At 60.7% G+C, this 19,058-nt stretch carries 17 protein-coding genes; 4 read left to right on the plus strand and 13 right to left on the minus strand.

The features are described 5' to 3' along the window. The first annotated feature begins 8 nt into the window (after positions 1-8). Both OHD62_RS14155 and OHD62_RS14160 read left to right on the plus strand, forming a co-directional pair. Complete coding sequence (locus OHD62_RS14155; RefSeq protein ID WP_412177373.1) at positions 9-1,046, plus strand: alpha/beta fold hydrolase; 1,038 nt, start codon at positions 9-11, stop codon at positions 1,044-1,046. Between the two features lie 55 nt (positions 1,047-1,101). After that, positions 1,102-1,521, plus strand: a complete 420-nt coding sequence (locus tag OHD62_RS14160) for an Ohr family peroxiredoxin (protein ID WP_263783409.1) — start codon at positions 1,102-1,104, stop codon at positions 1,519-1,521. 224 nt (positions 1,522-1,745) lie between these two features. Here OHD62_RS14160 and phoB read toward each other — a convergent pair whose 3' ends face one another. The 9 genes from phoB to OHD62_RS14205 form a co-directional block, all read right to left on the minus strand. Next, positions 1,746-2,435, minus strand: coding sequence for a phosphate regulon transcriptional regulator PhoB (gene phoB, locus OHD62_RS14165; RefSeq protein ID WP_123150227.1), 690 nt, complete (start codon positions 2,433-2,435; stop codon positions 1,746-1,748). A gap of 16 nt (positions 2,436-2,451) precedes the next feature. Then, on the minus strand, positions 2,452-3,162 hold the full coding sequence (phoU, locus tag OHD62_RS14170) for a phosphate signaling complex protein PhoU (RefSeq protein ID WP_263783410.1): 711 nt from the start codon (positions 3,160-3,162) through the stop codon (positions 2,452-2,454). A 32-nt stretch (positions 3,163-3,194) separates the two neighbouring features. After that, a complete protein-coding gene (gene pstB, locus OHD62_RS14175; protein WP_263783411.1) occupies positions 3,195-4,019 on the minus strand; it encodes a phosphate ABC transporter ATP-binding protein PstB in 825 nt (274 codons plus the stop codon). A 17-nt stretch (positions 4,020-4,036) separates the two neighbouring features. After that, the gene (pstA, locus tag OHD62_RS14180) at positions 4,037-5,353 is read right to left on the minus strand and encodes a phosphate ABC transporter permease PstA (protein WP_263783412.1); all 1,317 of its coding nucleotides are present in this window, start codon (positions 5,351-5,353) and stop codon (positions 4,037-4,039) included. Beyond that, entirely contained in the window at positions 5,350-6,810 is a 1,461-nt protein-coding gene (pstC, locus tag OHD62_RS14185) for a phosphate ABC transporter permease subunit PstC (protein ID WP_263783413.1), read from the minus strand. Before pstC ends, pstA begins: the two co-directional genes overlap by 4 nt. Positions 6,811-6,978: 168 nt before the next feature. After that, complete coding sequence (locus tag OHD62_RS14190; protein WP_263783414.1) at positions 6,979-8,007, minus strand: substrate-binding domain-containing protein; 1,029 nt, start codon at positions 8,005-8,007, stop codon at positions 6,979-6,981. A 564-nt stretch (positions 8,008-8,571) separates the two neighbouring features. Beyond that, entirely contained in the window at positions 8,572-12,858 is a 4,287-nt protein-coding gene (locus OHD62_RS14195) for a PAS domain-containing protein (protein ID WP_263783415.1), read from the minus strand. 651 nt (positions 12,859-13,509) lie between these two features. Continuing rightward, positions 13,510-13,776 (minus strand): hypothetical protein, encoded by a 267-nt coding sequence (locus OHD62_RS14200; protein WP_263783416.1) that lies wholly within the window; start codon positions 13,774-13,776, stop codon positions 13,510-13,512. A 152-nt stretch (positions 13,777-13,928) separates the two neighbouring features. After that, positions 13,929-15,011 carry a DUF2865 domain-containing protein gene (locus tag OHD62_RS14205; RefSeq protein WP_263783417.1) on the minus strand — a complete coding sequence of 361 codons (1,083 nt, stop codon included), beginning with the start codon at positions 15,009-15,011 and terminating at the stop codon, positions 13,929-13,931. A gap of 519 nt (positions 15,012-15,530) precedes the next feature. Here OHD62_RS14205 and OHD62_RS14210 point away from each other — a divergent pair. Then, positions 15,531-15,746 (plus strand): hypothetical protein, encoded by a 216-nt coding sequence (locus OHD62_RS14210; protein ID WP_263783418.1) that lies wholly within the window; start codon positions 15,531-15,533, stop codon positions 15,744-15,746. Between the two features lie 91 nt (positions 15,747-15,837). Next, positions 15,838-15,975: a hypothetical protein gene (locus OHD62_RS14215; protein ID WP_263783419.1), complete on the plus strand. Its 138-nt coding sequence runs from the start codon at positions 15,838-15,840 to the stop codon at positions 15,973-15,975. Between the two features lie 84 nt (positions 15,976-16,059). On the opposite strand, the gene OHD62_RS14220 is transcribed toward OHD62_RS14215, so the two are convergent. The 4 genes from OHD62_RS14220 to OHD62_RS14235 form a co-directional block, all read right to left on the minus strand. Next, positions 16,060-16,413, minus strand: coding sequence for a hypothetical protein (locus tag OHD62_RS14220; protein WP_263783420.1), 354 nt, complete (start codon positions 16,411-16,413; stop codon positions 16,060-16,062). A 90-nt stretch (positions 16,414-16,503) separates the two neighbouring features. Then, positions 16,504-16,734, minus strand: coding sequence for a hypothetical protein (locus OHD62_RS14225; RefSeq protein ID WP_263783883.1), 231 nt, complete (start codon positions 16,732-16,734; stop codon positions 16,504-16,506). A gap of 50 nt (positions 16,735-16,784) precedes the next feature. Continuing rightward, the gene (locus OHD62_RS14230; protein ID WP_263783421.1) at positions 16,785-17,843 is read right to left on the minus strand and encodes a SagB/ThcOx family dehydrogenase; all 1,059 of its coding nucleotides are present in this window, start codon (positions 17,841-17,843) and stop codon (positions 16,785-16,787) included. A 402-nt stretch (positions 17,844-18,245) separates the two neighbouring features. Continuing rightward, a complete protein-coding gene (locus tag OHD62_RS14235; RefSeq protein WP_263783422.1) occupies positions 18,246-18,992 on the minus strand; it encodes a helix-turn-helix domain-containing protein in 747 nt (248 codons plus the stop codon). Positions 18,993-19,058 lie beyond the last annotated feature (66 nt).

The raw sequence follows: 19,058 nt of genomic DNA on the forward strand, positions 1-19,058 counted from the left end.
GTTCTCAAATGCATTCGCTCAATATCCCAGATCAGATCGACCAAGAACGCCGACGGTTCTTTGGCGCCACTGCGATGGCTCTCGCCGCCACTCAGTTCGGCCTGATAGGCCCGGCACAGGCGCAAGAGGCGACGGGAGAGCCCGTGGCGGCGTCCTTCGGTCCCTTGAAGCAGGTCGATGCCGGCGTGCTGAGCGTCGGCTATGCCGAGCTTGGACCCGCCGACGGCCCACCCGTCATCCTGCTGCATGGCTGGCCGTATGACATCCACACCTATGCCAATGTCGCGCCTCCGCTGGCGGCGAAAGGCCACCGCGTTATCGTGCCGTACCTGCGCGGATACGGGCCAACGCGTTTCCTGTCGCAAGATTCGATGCGCAACGGCCAGCAGTCGGCGATCGCCGCCGACATTGTCGCCCTGATGGACGCACTGGGCATCGAAAAGGCGACGATCGGCGGCTGCGACTGGGGCGCCCGCACCGCGAACATCATTGCCGCGCTATGGCCTGAACGCTGCAAGGCGATGGTCTCGGTGAGCGGCTACCTCATCGGCAACCAGCAAACCGGCAAGCTGCCGCTGCCACCCAAGGCCGAGTTGCAATGGTGGTATCAATATTACTTCGCCACCGATCGCGGCCGCGCTGGCTACGAGAAATACACACGAGATTTCGCCAGGCTGATCTGGCAACTCGCGTCCCCCCGGTGGAACTTCGACGATGCCACATTCGAGCGCAGCGCCGCGGCTTTGGGCAATCCCGATCACGTGGCCATTGTGGTCCACAACTATCGCTGGCGGCTCGGACTGGCCGCCGGCGAGCAGCAATACGCCGCGTTTGAGGAGCGACTCGCGCAGGCACCGGTCATTGGCGTGCCGACGGTCACGCTCGAGGGCGACGCCAATGGGGCGCCGCATCCGGACGCCAGCGCATACGCTAAGATGTTCTCAGGGAGATATGCGCATCGGGTTGTCACCGGAGGCATCGGGCACAACCTGCCCCAGGAAGCGCCGCAGGCCTTCGCTGATGCCGTTGTCGAGGTCGACGCCTGATCGAGTTCGCGGTAACCGCCCCCGGCGGTTACCGCTGCCAGCAAAAAGAATGCCCATGAGCCGCATCGCAAGGGTTGTCTACACGGCCAGGACCTCAACGACGGGCGGCCGCGAAAATGGCGCCTCGCGCAGCTCCGACGGCCTTCTGGACATCTGGCTTTCGGCGCCCGGATCGGCGCGCATAGGCACCAATCCGGAGCAGTTGCTCGCGGCCGGCTGGTCGGCCAGCTTCGCAAGCGCAATCGCATCTGCGGCCCACGAACGAAAAATCGCGCTGCCTGCAGGGGTGAGCATCGAGGCCGAGGTGAATCTGAACTACGGAGAAAACGGCCACTTTCTCAGCGTCCAACTGGATATTGCCGTGCCGGATCTGGAGCGTGATGTCGTACAAATTCTGGTGGATGAAGCGCACGACATTTGTCCTTACTCCAAAGTGACACGGGGCAACATCGATGTCATAACCAGGATCGTCTGATCTGACCTAAATCGCCCGTCGACGTTGAAGCTCTTGGCACCTCGCTGCCGGTCTGTTCTGGGTCAGATCATGATCATGCCCACGTCGACGTGAATGTCCGCTTTCGATATCCGCGGGCTCGAAGCTACCGGTCCGTTGTCGGCCCTTCGCGGCTACTGGCGACTGCTCGCTGATTGAGTTTTGACCCTGGAGCCTTCCCGATCTCATCGGGATGGGATCAGGTTCTAATCTTCCCTGATCGCGTAGCCGGCGCCACGGATGGTGCGGATCACGTCGGGCATGCGGCCATTGTTGACCGCCTTGCGCAATCGCCCGACATGCACGTCGACCGTGCGCTCGTCGATATAGATCGTCTCGCCCCAGACATTGTCGAGCAACTGGCTGCGCGAGAAGACGCGACCGGGGTGCCGCATCATGAATTCGAGCAGTCGGAATTCGGTCGGCCCGAGCCGGATCTCGCTCTTCTTGCGATAGACCCGGTGCGACTCGCGATCAAGCATGATATCGCCGACCTTGAGCACGCTGGACAAGACTTCAGGCTTGGCGCGGCGCAGTAGCGCCTTGATCCTGGCCATGAATTCCGGCGTCGAGAACGGCTTGACCAGATAGTCGTCGGCGCCGGTGGAAAGGCCGCGCACACGGTCGCTCTCCTCGCCGCGCGCGGTCAGCATGATGATCGGCAGCCGCTCGGTCTCGGGTCGCATCCTGAGGCGCCGGCAGAGCTCGATGCCCGAAACCGCCGGCACCATCCAGTCGAGCACCAGGAGGTCGGGCACGTTCTCCTGCAGCCGGATCTCGGCCTCGTCGCCGCGCGTCACCACCTCGACCTGGTAGCCTTCGGATTCGAGGTTGTAGCGGAGCAATACCCCCAGCGGCTCCTCGTCCTCAACCACCATGATGCGTGGCGCGATCATCGGACGGACGCCTCTGTCATGCCGCCGGCGCCGACATCGCCGTTTCGTCCTGCTTCGGACGATTGGCGGGCAGCTGCTGACCGGTCAGAACATAATAGGCGTTTTCGGCGATGTTGGTGACATGGTCGCCGATGCGCTCAAGGTTCTTGGCGCAGAACAGGAGATGCGTGCAGGCGGTGATGTTGCGCGGATCCTCCATCATGTAGGTCAGCAACTCGCGGAACACCGAAGTGTATTTGACGTCGATGCGCTCGTCTTCGTTTCTGAGTTTGGCGAGTGCCGCCGCGTCCCTTGCGGCATATTCCTCAATCACGCCTTGCACCTGGATGAGCACCAGCTGCGCCATCGCGTCGATGGAATGCGACAGGTCGCGTGGCGTAACGCTGAGGCCGACGGTGCCGACACGCTTGGCGATGTTCTTGGCAAGGTCGCCGATGCGCTCGAGGTCGCCGGCCATGCGGATCGAACCGACCACCGCGCGCAGATCATTGGCCATCGGCTGGCGCTTGGCGATCAGCGTGATGGCGCGATCGTCCAGCTCGCGCTGGCGCGCATCCATGATGGCGTCGTCGGAGACGACGCGCTGCGCCAGCGCATTGTCGGAATTCAGCAGGGCCTTGGTCGACCCGCTGACCATCGAGCGGGCCAGATCGCCCATGTCGCTGATCAGCTTGCTGATCGCTCCGAGATCCTCGTCGAAAGACGCAACCGTATGATGTTCACCCATGATCCTGTCCTTCTATGCGTGGTCGGAACCGCTCAGCCGAAGCGGCCGGTGATATAGTCCTGGGTGCGCTGGTCGTCGGGATTGGTGAACATCTTGTCGGTGGCACCCTCCTCGACCAGATAGCCGAGATGGAACATCGCCGTGCGCTGCGACACGCGCGCTGCCTGCTGCATCGAGTGGGTGACGATGACGATCGTGTAGTTCTGTCGCAGCTCGTCGATCAGTTCCTCGACGCGAGCAGTGGCGATTGGATCGAGCGCCGAGCACGGCTCGTCCATCAGGATCACCTCTGGCGACACGGCGATGGCGCGCGCGATGCACAGACGCTGCTGCTGGCCGCCGGAAAGGCCGGTGCCGGGCTCCTGCAGGCGATCCTTGACCTCGTTCCAGATCGCCGCCTTCTTCAGGCTGGATTCGACGATCTGGTCCATGTCCGCCTTGCGCTTGGCCAACCCATGGATGCGCGGACCATAGGCAACATTCTCATAGATCGACTTCGGGAACGGATTGGGCTTCTGGAACACCATGCCGACGCGGGCCCTGAGTTCGACGACATCGATGTTCTTGTCGTAGATATCCTCTTCGTCGAGGGTGATCTTGCCGGTCACCCGCGCCGAGTCGATAGTGTCGTTCATGCGGTTGAGGCAGCGCAGGAAGGTGGACTTGCCGCAGCCAGAAGGGCCGATCAGCGCCGTCACCTGGTTCAGGCGCACGTCGAGGTTGACGTCGAACAGCGCCTGTTTCTCGCCGTAGAAGACGCCGACCTTGTCGCCGCGCATCTTGATCACTTCGTTCGACTTGGCGCTCATTTTTTCGCCCACTGCATTTTCAAGAGACTGTTCGGTCATGATGTTCATACCAAAATGCCTTTTTTCTACCAGCGCCGCTCGAACCGACGCCGAAGCACGATCGCGGTGATGTTCATGGCCATGAGGAAGACGAGCAGAATGATGATGGCGCCCGACATGCGCTCGACGAAGGCGCGTTCGGCCTCGTTCGCCCACATGTAGATCTGCACCGGCAGCGCCGTTGCCGGATCGAAGGGCGTCTTCGGATAGTCGGCGACGAAAGCGACCATGCCGATCAAGAGCAGCGGCGCGGTTTCGCCGAGCGCGCGCGCCAAGCCGATTATCGTGCCGGTGAGGATGCCTGGAGCAGCAAGCGGCAGAATATGCTGGAACACCATCTGCATCTTGGAAGCGCCGAGGCCGAGCGCAGCGGAGCGGATCGATGGCGGCACGGCGGCAAGGGCGGCGCGCGTCGCGATGATGATCGTCGGCAGCGTCATCAGCGTCAGCACCAGGCCGCCGACGAAAGCCGCCGAACGCGGCATGCCGAGGAAATTGATGAAGACGGCAAGACCGAGCAGGCCGAAGACGATCGACGGCACCGCGGCGAGATTGTTGATGTTGACTTCGATCAGGTCGGTGAAGCGGTTCTTCTTGGCAAATTCCTCCAGATAGATGGAGGCGGCGACGCCGATCGGCAGCGCCAGCAGCAGCACGATTATCATCATGTAGAACGAGCCGATGATCGCCACGCCCATGCCGGAGGTTTCCGGGCGGCTGGAGGCGCCGTAGGTGAACAGGCCGGTGTTGAAATGCTCGGCCATGGCGCCGTCCGCCTTGAGCTTGTTCATCCAGGCGATCTGCTGGTCCGAGACCTTGCGGCGCGCTTCCTCGACGCTGAGGTCGATCTGGCCCTTGAAGGCCGAATCGAGATTGGCGGCGGCGAGGATGTTGACGTCGCGCGTCGTGCCGATCACCGACGGATCGGCGGCGACGATGTCGCGCAGCTGGACGCGGGCGCCCTCGGACAGGAAGCCCTTGAGCTTCCGGATCATCGGCTTGTCATCGGGATTGATGCCGAGCTTGGCGACCAGCGCGTTTTCAGCGAGCTTTGGATAATTTGCCTTGATCAGCACGCTCGGATCGGTCGCGCGCTTGTTGGAGGGATCGATCACCTTCTCATCGAAGTTGATCGGTAGCGTCACCGTCGTCTGCCAGAAGGCGGTGTAGCCCTTCGAGACGATGGTGATGAGCATGATGGCCAGGAACGCAAGACCGATCGAAATCGCCAGCGCTCCGTAGATACGGAACCGGCGTTCGGCGGCATAGCGGGCCTTCAATCCGATGTCGCGGCGCGGATGAGCCGCGACCCGAACCATAGTATCCATGGAGATGTCGGTCATTCGTACTGCTCCCGGTACTTGCGCACGATGTAGAGCGCCACGATGTTCATCACCAGTGTCAGCGCAAACAGCGTCAGGCCGAGCGCGAAGGCGACCAGCGTCTGCGGCGAATTGAACTCGAGGTCGCCGGTCAGCTGGTTGACGATCTTGACGGTGATGGTCGTCATCGCCTCGAACGGGTTGACGGTGAGATTGGCGGCGACGCCGGCAGCAAGCACGACGATCATTGTCTCGCCGATAGCGCGCGAGGCGGTCAACAGGATGGCGCCGACAATGCCTGGAAGTGCCGCCGGCAGGATCACCCGCTTGATCGTCTCCGAGCGTGTCGCGCCGAGGCCGAGCGAGCCGTCGCGCATGGCGCGCGGCACTGCTGTGATGATATCGTCGGACAGCGAAGACACGACCGGGATCAGCATAATGCCCATGACGAGGCCTGCGGTGAAGATGCTCTGGCCCTGGATGAAGGGCGAACCGCCGGTGAGCGCGGCGGAAAGGTCGCGCAGAAACGGTCCGAGCGTGACCACGGCGAAAATGCCATAGACGATGGTTGGTATGCCGGCGAGCAGTTCCAGCGCCGGCTTGACCACCGAGCGCACCTTGGGCGACGCGTATTCGGCCATGTAGACCGCCGACATCAGGCCGACCGGAACAGCGACCAGCAGCGCAACCAAGGCAATATAGAGCGTGCCGGCGAGAAGTGGGATCAGACCGAACTGACCCTGGCTGCCGCCCGACCCGGCCGCGGCGAAGCGCGGATCCCAGACGGTGCCGAAGAAGAAACTCATCGGCGAGACGCTCTCGAAGAAGCTGATCGTCTGGAACAGCATGGAAAGCACGATGCCGACCGTGGTCAGGATGGCGATGGTGGAGGCGGCGAGCAGCCCCCATAGCATCAGCTTCTCGACATTGTTGCGCGCCCTTGCGCGCGGCGCGATTTGCCTGAGCGCGTAGAAGGCGCCGGCGATCGACAGGGCAAGCGTAATGACCGCGCCGAACAGGCCGAGCCGGCTCTGCACCGCATTCGCCTCGACGGCGATCGGAATCATGTAATCCTGCGTATCGCTTGCCAGCGCCACACCCTTGGCGGCGAGCATCGGCTGCAGTTCGGCGAATGTGGTGGGCAGCGTGGTGTTCGCATCGAGCTGGCGCAGGCCCTTGGCGAGGCTTTTCACCAGGCTAACGTCCAGCGCCTCGCTCGCAACCTTGCTGTCGGCGGTACGCTCGGGCAGAGCGGCATGAATGTGCCGGTCGAGGTAGAAGGACGAACCGATGGTCCAGACGGCAAGCAGCAAAATGGCAGGCAGGACGGCGAGCAGGAAGGCCCACCAGCCATGATAATGGGCACGCGAATGCGGCTTCACCGCGCCATTGTCATGGGCCGCGGCACGCTGCCGGCCGACGAAGAATGCAACGACGCCGATGGCAACGACAATGGCGAGTACGAGCAAAGACGACATGGACCCACCCCAGGGAATTCCTTGTTTGAGCACGATCTACCCGAACCGGAGGTCAGCGAAAAAAAACCGGTTTCCCACTCTCGGGATCATGCTGCAGTCGCCACCGCCATTGCGGCTGGCGATAAAAACCGGGACGCAGACAATCCGCGCCCCGGCTTCATAGCTTGATTACATAGTCTTTCCGGCGGCGAAAGCGTCGCGCTGGGCCTGACGCTCGGCGTCCGGAGCAGCAACGAGGCCGTACTCGGCGAGCGGGCTTTCCGGGCCGACCATCTGGTCGTCAAGGAAGAACTCGACATACTCCTTAAGGCCCGGAACGACGCCGAGATGCGCCTTCTTCACGTAGAAGAACAACGGGCGCGAAACCGGATACTTGCCGCTGGCGATGGTCTCTGTCGACGGCACGACGCCTTCGACGGTAGCGACCTTCAGCTTGTCGGCATTGTTTTCGTAGAAGGCGAGACCGAACACGCCGACGCCGGTCTTGTTGGAGTCGATGCGGGCGAGCGTCTCGGTATAGTCGCCGTCGATGTCGACGGCCTTGCCGTCCTTGCGGATGGCGATGCAGGTCTTGCCGATTTCCTTGTCGTCGGCAATGCCGGCGGCCTTGAGAGCAGCCTTGTCGCAGCCAGCATCGAGAAGCTTGGTCTCGAACACTTCACGCGTGCCGTGCTTTTCGCCCGGAATGTAGGCGGCGATATCCCAGTCGGGCAGCTTCGGATTGACCTGGCTCCACTTGGTGTTCGGATTGTCGACGAGCTTGCCGTCAACGACGAGCTTGGCGGCGAGCGCCTTGTAGATGTCGGTGGGTACCAGCGCCCAGTCCGGACCCTTGATGTCGGTGGCGAAGACGATGCCGTCATAGCCGATGCGGACTTCCTGGATTTCCTTCACGCCAGCGGCGACGCAGGACTTGACTTCGTCTTCCTTGATCGGACGCGAGGAGTTGGCGATGTCGATTGTATCTTCGCCGACGCCCTTGCAGAATTCCTTGATGCCGGCACCGCTACCGCCGGATTCGACCACCGGGGTCTTGAAGTTGGTGAAGGCTTCGCCGAACTGCTCGGCGACGATCTTGGCATAGGGTAGAACGGTCGACGACCCGGCAACCTGGATCTGGTCGCGCGCGGCGGCGAAGCCGGACGACGCGGCGAGCGCAAGCGCCGCGGCCGACGCCGTAAGGAGGAATTTTTTCATGTGGCCTGCTCCTGTTCGGAAGATGGTCTCTCGGCACCATTGTGTGTCGGCGCCCGCTGAGGCCAATAGCCTTCGATTATTACAGTTGCATGACAGTTTCGTGTCACACCGGTAACGCCGCACAGCCATGTCGAAAGGATTGATCGCGGGCCCTCGCGGGCGTGGCCGCTGTTTGCCGCTGGAATCAGCGACTTGCGCGATTTCCGACCGTTCGCTGGCCGAACGGCCTAGTCAAAAAGAAAATCCGGGCGGGAGCGCGTTGCATGCGGCCAGAGGATGTCATGGCCCGTGCCATCGCCGAAACAGGGTCCGTTGGGGTAGAATTGACGCTGTCTCTTGCCGGCGGTCGCTGCTCCCGCCCGTAACTGGAGAGAGGGAACTCGAATGTGCACATTGTCCCGGCTGGGCGCGCGCTTTGGTATGGTGCGATCGCGCCATAGTCTTGTCCGCTGGGCATCACCGAATCTCGGCTGATTTCGCGATAACCTTCGCAAACTTGCGCACGACCGAACAAAAGGTTCGAAAGGACAAAGGACTGGGAGGCGCTGCAGATCCTGTGGGACTCTATCCCGCGTTGCGCTGGACCACGCCGTCCGCATCGAGCCAACGCTCGACCTTTTCGAGCAGGGCCCTCGGACTGATGGGCTTGGACAGATAATCGTCCATGCCGGCCTCCAGGCATCGCTCGCGATTGTCCTTCAGCGCGTGCGCGGTGACGCCGACGATCGGGACATGCCTGCCGCTCTCTTCCTCCAGCCGGCGTATAGCGGCGGTTGCTTCGAGACCGTTCATCTCAGGCATCGAGACATCCATCAGGATCATGCGTGGATCGAGCCTGTCGGCGGCGTCAAGCGCCTTGCGGCCGTTGTCGACGATCTCGAAGCGATAGCCGGTTTCTCCGAGGATCTGGGTGAAGACCAGCTGGTTTACCTCGTTGTCCTCGGCAACGAGGATGTCAAGCCGATGCCCGGCATCCCCAGGCGGGCGGGGGCGAACCGGCGGCGGTAGCAGCAGCGCCCGTTCGGACGCGCTCGACACCGGAGGGGGCGATTGCGCCGGCGATGGCTGCGGCATGTCGTTTGCCGAATCGGCGGGCTGCGCGCCGGTGCCGGTCATGGCGTGTCGGCGCCGTTGGATGGTGGCGACCAGCGTTTCCTGCAGCACCGAGGAGCGCACCGGCTTGATGAGTTGGGCATCGATGCCGAGATCATGAAAGCTGGTATTGGCCAGCGACTGGTCGACGGATGTCAGCATGATGATCGGCGTTTCGGCCAGGCCGGCAGTATTGCGCACGATCCGCGCCATTTCGGCGCCATTCATCTCCGGCATCTGATAGTCGAGCACGACGCAGTCGACCGGCACGCCATAGGCAGCGGCGGTGACGAGCACGTCAAGTGCGACGTCGCCGCTTTCTGCCGCACAGGAATCGAAGCCCCATGAAATCATCTGCTCGGTCAGGATCGACCGGTTGACGGCATTGTCGTCGACGATCAGCACCCGCGCGCCGGTCACGTCGACCGGCATGATACGCTGCTCGGTCTGGTTCCCGGCTGCAGGCAGTGTCACCGTAAACCAGAAGGTAGAGCCCTTGCCCTCGGCACTGTCTACGCCAATCTCGCCCCCCATGAGATCGACAAGTCGCGAGGTGATGGCAAGGCCAAGCCCGGTGCCTTCGTGCCGTCTTGTTGAAGAGGTGTCGACCTGGCTGAACTTCTCGAAGACGAATTTCAGCTTGTTCTGCGGAATGCCTATGCCCGTATCGGTCACCGAGATGGTGAGCCTGGTTCCTGCCGGAACCCTTTCGCCCGTCACATCGACCAGCACATGGCCTTCGTCGGTGAACTTCACTGCATTGCCAAGCAGGTTGGTGACGATTTGCCTGATGCGGCCGGCATCGCCGACGAACAGGCTTTCAAGGCCGGGCTCGACGCGCACGACGAGCTCGAGATCCTTCTCCTTGGCGCGTGCCGACACCAGCGTCGCCACGTCCTCGATCGCCTCGCGAAGGTTGAAGGGCGCCGGATCGAGCACGAGCTGACCGGCATCGATCTTGGAGAAATCCAGGATGTCGTTGATGATGGTGAGCAGCGCGTTCCCCGACTTCACGATAATATCGGTGAATATCCTCTGTTTCGGGTCAAGGTTGGATTTGGCCAGCAGTTCGGCCATGCCGAGCACGCCGTTCATCGGCGTGCGGATCTCGTGGCTCATATTGGCCAGGAATTCCGACTTGGCGCGGTCGGCGAGCACGGCCCGCTGCCGTGCCTCGCGCAGTTCGGCCTCGCGCTGCTTCATCTCGGTGATGTCGGTGGTCGAGCCGATCAGGTAGAGCGAACCGTCCGATGCCATCAGCGCGCCCTTGCGGGCGAACTGATGGCGGATGTTGCCATCGGCCAGCGTTACGGTCTCCTCGATCTCCTGGGTCTCGCCGCTGCTCAGCACCGCGAGATCACCTTTCGCGAAGGCTTCGCCATCCGTCCCGAAAATCTCGACGTCGGTCTTGCCGATCGCCTCTTCCATCTTGAAGCCGGTGAGATCGCACCAGCGCTTGTTGACGTAGAACAGCCTGAGGTCGGAGCGCTTGGCGTAGATCGACACCGGCACATTGTCGATGAGGCTGCGGAACACCTCATTCTCGCGCATGCTTTGTTCCAGGGCTCGTTCTCGCGCCTTGACGTCAGTGATGTCGGTGCTGGAACCGACAAGATGCACCGACCCGTCCAGTGCCACCAGACGGTTCTTGCGCGTCATCATTTGCCTCACCGTTCCGTCACGATGGGCGACAGGCTCCTCGATCTCCTTGAAACTGCCGGTGACGACGACCTCGGTATCGTCGCGATTGTAGTTTTCGGCATCCACGGCTCCGAAAAGCTGGTCGTCGGTTCGGCCGATGACATCCTCCTTGGGGATGCCTGTCATGGCGCACCAGGCCTTGTTGACGAACTCTATGGTCAGGTCCTCGGCCTTGATGAAAGCGGCCACCGGCAGTTCGTCCATCACGTGCCGGAACAGTTCGATCTGGCGCATGCTGTCATGCAGCGCCTTTTCGCGGCTCTTGATCTCGGAGATGTCGACGCGAACGCCGATGAACGTGCCGTCTTCGGTCCGCATGTCTTGGACCTGATACCAGCGGCCGTCCGGATTGACACGTTCGAAGGACGCGCTGGGCAGGCGATAGCGGGCCAATATGCCGTCGAGCCAACGGTCGGGATCGCTGTCGTAGAGCTTGTCGAGTTCGGGATCGCCGCTGGTGCGGAAATAGCCGGCCGAATGGCCGAGCGCCAACGCCTCGCGGAACGAGCGTCCGGCCTGCCACGCGGGTCTCAAGGCAGGCAGCATGTCCTGCAGCTTGCGGTTGGCAAAGACGAAATCGTCGTCGCGGTCGTAGATGAGGACACCGGCGGGTAATGAGTCCAGCACTGTGGCGAGATGCTTGCGCGCATCTTCGGCTTCGGTTTCGCGGCGCTTCATGTCGGAAATGTCGAAGATGAAGCCGGCAACATAATTGCGGCCGCTCGCCACCGAGACGCGGTTTTTCCTGACGATGCGGGAGCTGCCAATGCCCGAATAGGCGAAGTTTTCTTCCACCTCATATGGCTGGCCGCTCGCCAGGACCTGCCTTTCGCTCTCTTCGAAGCGTGTGGCCTCTTCCGGCTTGACGAAATCGCCACCAGGCCTGCCGAGCATGGCCTGCGGCCGCTGCCCGTAGAGCGCGGCGAACGCCTCGTTGACGAAGACGAAGCGCAGATTGTCGTCCTTGACGAAGATCGGATCCTTGACGTCGTTGATCACGGCCTCGGCCAGCCGCGATTTTTCCAGCGCCTCGGCAAGTTCCGCCTCTCGGTCCTTGATGTCGGTGACGTCGACATAGGAAATCAGCCGCCTGCCATCGGCAAGCGAGGCTATCGAAGAGATCAGCGTCCGCCCATCATTGCGCGGCAATTGCCGCGATCCCACCACGCCCGCCCTGATTTCCGTCTCGCGCCCGGCGATGTGCTTCTGCCAGGCCTCTTCATCGGAACCATTGGGATCGACGTTCCGGCTGGCCTCCATGACATCACGGAACGAACTCCCGACACCAGCGCGCCGAGGGTCGACCTTCCAGAGTTCGTAAAAAGCCTGGTTGATCATTTCCACGCGCAGTTCCGCGTCGAGGAGGATAATGCCGATCGGCATCGAATCGACCATGATGCGAAGGGTAGCAAAAGGTTCGGCCACCACTTCACTTTCGGGCATCCCGGAGCCCCCCGGATGAGCTTGGCTGGTGGCGAGCGTATAGGGTCCGTCATCCATCAGCACGGTGGCTACCGTGCGCGCCACGTCGGACAGGATCTGTCCGGTCTCGCCGTCTGTCGACGCAAGTTTTTGCTCTTGCGACCGCCTCAACTCGTCGAATGCATTGGCGAGCGCTGTGACATTGCGGCCGATGCCGCGATAGCCGGCAAATTTCTTCTCGCTATCGAAACGGGGAAAGGCGCTGATGCAAACCCAACGGCAATCCGCCCGGCCGCGCTTCAGCTCATGGACGAAATCACGAAACGGCCGATGTGCCCGCAGATCCTCCAGATGGGCAGCGGCGTTTCGATTGCCGACCAGGACCTGTTCCAGGAAGTTGAAGCAGAAGCGGCCGAGGACGCTGGCCGGATCGATGCCGGTGGCTGTCTGAAAGCTTTCTGAAAGCCAGGAAAAGCGTAGCTCGGCGTCGGTCTCCCAAATCCAGTCGGCCTCGACCAGTTCGCGAAGCGCCTTCGCCGAATCCCTATTTTCACCCGACGACGACGCACTGCGGCCACGCGCCGCCGTCTTGCGGGGCTTGCGTTTGCCGCGTACTGGTCCCTCCACTTCCGCCATGCTGTTCCAACCCGAAGATCAAGGCCGAACCTTCCCTCCACGGCCCGTCGGCGGAATGTGCCTGAGAAGCATTAACGTTCCGCTAACCTTAACGGATCGCGACCAGCGATTGATTTGGTAAAATCCCCTCTTTGTGCAGCCAGGGATCGCGGCGGACGCATCTCTGGGGACGCATTAGGCTGCGCTCATCTGCCCGTTGTCGCCAGTGCCGAAGGCGCGTTATAATTTCTGCAGGGGTGTTACTGATGTTGGGACGGATCCTGGCTTTTTTCCTGTGCCCGATGCTGTTGTTCGGGGGTGGTTGTTCGCGCAGTTACGACGGCACCGTGGTCATTCCCAGGCCGCTCGATGTCCGGCGCGTTTGGGACAAGCCCCCGCCGCATGCACAAGCCGATCAGTTGCAGCAGTCGGAGAGCGACGTCTTTCCGGTGGCGCCGCAAATGCCAAAGCGATCGGTGGCTCGCAGGAGTATCGCATCCGCAGCGCCTGCCAGGCGCATGACGGAGGTTTCCAACCCGCCCATTTTGTCGACCGGGCCAGCAAAGTCGCTCGCTTGCAGGAATGTCAGCGAGCCCGGCAAGCGGGTCCGGATGGTCTGCGAATAACGCCATCGACGCGCTTTGCGTCGAACGGCGAGGTCGAGAGGTGACGCTACAACGACGCCGCGCCCTTCTTGGGCTCTTGCGCACCAAGCTTGTCCAGCGCAATTCGGACCTGACGCAGTTCGTCCTGCCAGCCATCGTCGTCGCCCATCGGGCTTTCCGATGCCGCGCGCTGCAACCCCCGCGCTTCGGATTCGATGTCTCGAAGTTTTGCGATCTTCTCTTCGCTGGTCAGCGATTCGTCTTCGGTGATCTCCTGGACCTTCATTTCCCTGAATGTGACCATGGCATTGCTCCCCGATTGCTCCAGCGACAACGCAGCGACCGGCCAATGCGTTCCAGGCAGGAACGGCTGCTACGGGTTGGGGACCAGGGAGTTGGGAAACCGGGACAATGGCCGAGTGCACTCGAGAACGGCGGCCCGGCTGGCTGCCGCCTCGTCAATCTTCCTCGTCAATTCCGGGGAGATCAATCTTCAGGAAAGAAAGCCGGCCCGACCACCCTTACCGGTCTTGTGCCGGCCAGTTTTTCGATCGACTGATGCTGGGCGGCACCCTTGACCTCCGGGACTTTGGCATCGGGGGCTTCGGATTCGGGGATCTGCGCAACGGTGCCAAGATCCGGTTTTGCCGTCGGCAATGGAATGATGGCGTTGGCCATATTGGCGGGCGTTACCGTCCGTGCCCTGAGTTCGGCCACCCGCTGGTTGTAACGCTTGACGTCGCACGCTTTGAAATTCGCATCGTCGCGGTATCTGAAAGCGGTCGGAAGCTCTACATAGGGTTTTCGCGTTTCCAGCGCGACCATCTCTTCAGTCTCGCGGCTGACGTCGCTCAGTGTGTAGAGGTCGACGCCGACATCGTCGCAGATGTAGCGGCACTGATCGGCAGTTTCCTTCAGATCGTCCTTTTTGGCGAACTGCGATTTTGGCGCAGGGAAGAAATATCCGTCCGAAAGGCGGACGCAAAACAGCATCGGGCTGCCGGCATATTTCATGCCGTCGGACCGGGTCTTGGGTGCCGAACGCTGCTGCGCTTGCTTTTGGTCCTGCTGCTCTTTCTGCCGTTCCTGCTTCTTGGCCGTGGACGTGCAGCCTAGGGAAACGAACCGCGCCCGCAGGCCTGATGTATCCCGGCCCGAATTCGACGCACTGGCGATCTGGCGTTGCACCGCTGCCTTGCTCTGGATGAGATCGGCGCAGGGATTGAAAAAGAACCCGACCTTCGAATCTTTCGCCGAGCATCGGCGCTGCTTCTCCAACCTCTGGATCGCGACAAGCTGCCGGCGCAACTGGGCGACCTGCGGGCTTGACCCGGAGCCGCGACCGGCCGAGAGCATTTGGCCTCTGAGCGCGCTGCAAGTATCCGCATAGGAAGAGGAAACGCCGAGCGCGAATGTCGTTGCCAACACCAGCACCAGCATAGCGTTAGACCAGAAGCGTGTCATTGGAGTGACCCTTGCCTTGTTGCCGCCGAGAGCCCGGAACCGCATTCTTGTTGTCCGTGAATAAGACTGAACTAAATGAGGTCGACCTAATTCAAGCAAATCCACGATTTCCAGAGATTTTAGTTCTAGTCTATTACACCTGCTCTCGTAAATTCGATATTACACTTTTGTTTCAAGATTGAGACGAAAGCAGCGGCAACAACGCGGGCATGGTGAAACCGCAATTCGGCTTGGCTTCGACCATGATGGAAAATCAATTATCAATTTAACGCACAACAATCATGGGATTCCGCGCATAGATCAGAAAATATGTCTTAAATTGTTTATTTAAAATCGAATATTGCATTTATATCATCAATAAGTGATGGTATATTGTAAATATAAGCGGCTTATGTACAAATTTTCACTTTCCATTTAGGGGAAACGAGGCGCTGCATATCAGTTTTGATTTCCCATTCCTGGATTCTGACGCCAACAGCGGGACTGGACGTCAAATTCACGACGCTGGCGCCGGCGCGACCATCAAATTTGGGCGGCCGCTTCCCTGATCAATCCGGCATTGCTGGCGGTTGCGCTGAAACCTTTGCCCTGCCTCCGACGTTGATGCAGCAAAGGAGACGCAAGATGTCGATCCACTTCACTGTCTCGGACCTGACCAAAAATCTGTTCCACTCGCTGGGACTGGATCATCAGCGCGCGCCGCGGCCTCTCAACCCTGAGGAAAAACTGTTGCTGGAATGCTATCTGGCCGGGCAGATTCCGGAATCGGCCTGGAGCGACTATGTCTTCGAGACGCCGGAACTGGCGCGGCATGTCGAGGCGAGGCGCAGTCACCATTGAGACGCGTTGAACGGGTTCCAACAGCCATTGAGACAAGTTGCGTAGAGCGGTGGACGTTTCCGTTTGGGGCGGCTTTTCGGTGGAAATCTGATTGTCATTGGCGGACGTGGGTAAAGACATTGCCGGCGATGAAACACAGCTGAAAAAACAAAAAGGTCGGCACGTGGCCGACCTTTTCTTCTACCTCGGCATCCGCGCCGGTACATCCGCGGTCACGGGCATGAGGTGAACTGCCCCCAGTAGACTGAGTATTGGTAAACGAAACCTTAATCTTTCCCACACACTTGCCATCAGCCAAATGAACGACGCCTATCTACCGATAGCGCGATGCCAGACAGAGGGCTTCAACCTCTTCGAGGTAGAAGCGGCAGCGCATCCGCAGGTTTTCGAGACTGGCGCCGCTGGCCCCGTCGATCTCGACAGTCTGCATCATGAATTCGAAATGGGCGTGGAAGGCATCCGCCGCTCCCCAAAGCGTATCGAACTGGCAGGTATCGGCCATTGCCTCTGAAACGAGTTGGCGGGCTTCCGCGCGCGCAGCGTCCAACGACCACGGCCGTTCGGCGATCAAGGCTTCGAGCCGGCCGAAAATATCGCTCCTGGTTTCGGCGCCCAGGTTTTTCGCGCCCCTGATGTCAGCGCTTTTTATAGGTGCGATCATGTTCATGTCTTACGCTCCTTTCGTGCCGGATGAGCCGATGCCGGTTTACCGGGCCGGGCCGGGATCAAAGCCGGGTAGTGCGGCCGTGCGTTTCCCTCACGCACCCACCGATTGGGTCCGCACCGCTTTTGGTTGAAACGCCGAGCGGCGAGGCGTGCCAGCGATCAGCCGGACCGGCCGCCCGCCGCGAAGGACATCGAAAGCTTCGGCATAGGCCATGCCCAGCAGGTAGGCGATCATCGGGAAACGGCTCGCTTCAGCCATGGTCATGGTGGCAATGCATTGAAGATTTTCGATTTCGGATTGGCGTAGCGCTTGATTTGGCACGTGGCTGCTCCTGTTCATCTGGTGGAACTCGGGGAACACGTACCGGGCAACTAATTGATCGACCTGGCTTCGGAATGCGAAGCTGGGACTGCGATGGTCAATGCATAGACTGGCGCGTCGGTGAGGCGCTCCAGGCCGAGCAGACGCTTGATCGCCGAATGGCATAGCGCCGCCGTCGGGCACGCCGACAAGCCACGATTGGTCGCCGCCAGCATGATGTTCTGGCCGATATGGCCCGCCTCGATCAGGACCACCCGGTAGGCGTTGGCGTCCTCGTACTTCCACATCGTGCGATCGAGTTTTGCGCAGAGCAGGATCAGGCAAGGCATCGCATCCGCCCATTCCTGGCCACCGATCAGATCGGAGATCTTCGGCAGATGGTCCGCTGAAATTCTGCCGAGGTCGTGGTCGGCGGCTGAATAGTGATAGACGCCGGGATCGAGACCTTCGACCGCTTTCGCAACCACATAGGCTTCGTAGGGATTCCTCGCACCGCCCGAAGGCGTCATCGCCAGCGGCAGTGAACCCACGCAATTGGTGGTTTCGCCGGTAATGCCCATGCCGGCGAACAGGCAGTCGGAGAGCTGCTTCAATGTGATGGCGGGTGCGCCCGTTGTGCGATTGGTGCGCCGCCGCGCCATCAGTGCGAGCAGGTCATTGTCGTCCAACGCTTCCGGCAACCGAATGGCGCCAGGCGGGTTCTTGAGCAGAAGGCCCGGCTGCGGAATACGCCCCGCGCGCTCGATCTGCCGCTCCTCAGACTGCTCGATGCTGATGAATTCGCTGTCCTGCACGCAAAAATGCATTAGCGCGGTTGGCATGCCCCAGCCCCATTGACCGGAGAACGCCGCCTCCTGTTCGGCGACCTGCGACCCGGCCGTCACCAGTGCGGAAAAATCGACCAGCTGAGGAACAATAGCCTCGAGCTCGGAATGCGACCAGCCATGGCTGCGCGAGACATCTGCCGGCGATGCCCATTTATCCCAGGCCGCGAGAAGACCGATCACCTCGGAACTGCACTCGAACACGCGCCTGGTGAGGAAGTTGCAAGCGGTGACCTTGCCGGACCCGGGATAGAAGACCAGGGTTTTTGAGGAGCGCATCTTCATCGGTTCGACGCCATCGTGAAGACGGGGCGCCGGCAAGCGAAAAACCTGCCGGCGCCGCGCGGTTTCAGCGCTTGTTGTAGTGCATGCCCTGGGTGAAGAAGACGGTCTGCGTGCCAGCGCCGATTGTCAGCTTCGGAGCGGCGTTCACTTTCTTTGCCATTTCTTGTCCCTCTCTTTATGAGTCCACAATGGGATCCGCAGAAAGAAAGTAAGGTCTGAAATCCTAACGACTTCTTAAAAATATAGTAAATTTTTCAACAATACCGACATGATATAAGATATCATTTTCAATACGGAATGAACCGCAACAACTTACTCCGATATAGAGTAGCTTACATAAAATTTATGCTATTATCGAGTAGATTTATACTCAAAATGCGTCACAGGCAGATGCAGAGCCTGTCAGTCGACTCCGTCCCGGGCCAGACTGACGACGAGCTGATCGACGCTCGGGTCGTCGAGCCTGATGACATGCGCCATCCGGATCGCCTTTCTTGAGCTGATGGCAACTTCCTGCCGCATGATCACCGACACGAAAGCCGGCCCGGATTCGGTCAGCAGCATTGCCCTGCCGGTGAGAACTGGTTCGGAGATGGGCGCCCATTGCACCGAGATAAGCGACGGCTCGCCCGTCTGCCGGCGGTTGATGCCGCTGAAGTAGATCCAGTTCAGGCGCGAGATTGCCACCCCATAGTGATTGCCGCGCGCGCGTGCCCATGTCGACCCGCGCCGCTCGGACCATCCGGTCACCCTTCTGAAGGTGACCAGCTCGGCTTCGCGTCGCACGAACGTCACCGAACGCATCAAAAGGTCGGTGCGACCTGGTATGGAAAAATAGGTGAAGTAGGTGCCGCCGGCGATCGACGGGCTTGGCGGGCGTATCAACTGCTTGAACAGGCTTTCGGAAATCGGCGGCAGGCCTGGGACCGTAGACTCCGCAGCACCATGATCCTGGTACAACTCGGCCTCGTCGATCTTGAAATAATCGCAGATCAGCTTGGCTGTGGCCTTGTTCGGAACGGTCTGGCCTTGCAGATAGCGCTCGAACTGCGTGCGGTTGATGCGCAATTCACGGCACACCGCACTTACCGAGGCGTGATCCTTACAGAGCCGCCTCAGATTTGTGGCGAGATTCTCGCGAATTGACACGTCATCGCCCCCGCAGGCGAATTCAAAGTTTTTTCTGCCCGAATCCTATGGAACCTTTTTCTTCCC

The sequence above is a fragment of the Mesorhizobium sp. YC-39 genome, assembly GCF_025753795.1.
Taxonomy (GTDB): domain Bacteria; phylum Pseudomonadota; class Alphaproteobacteria; order Rhizobiales; family Rhizobiaceae; genus Mesorhizobium.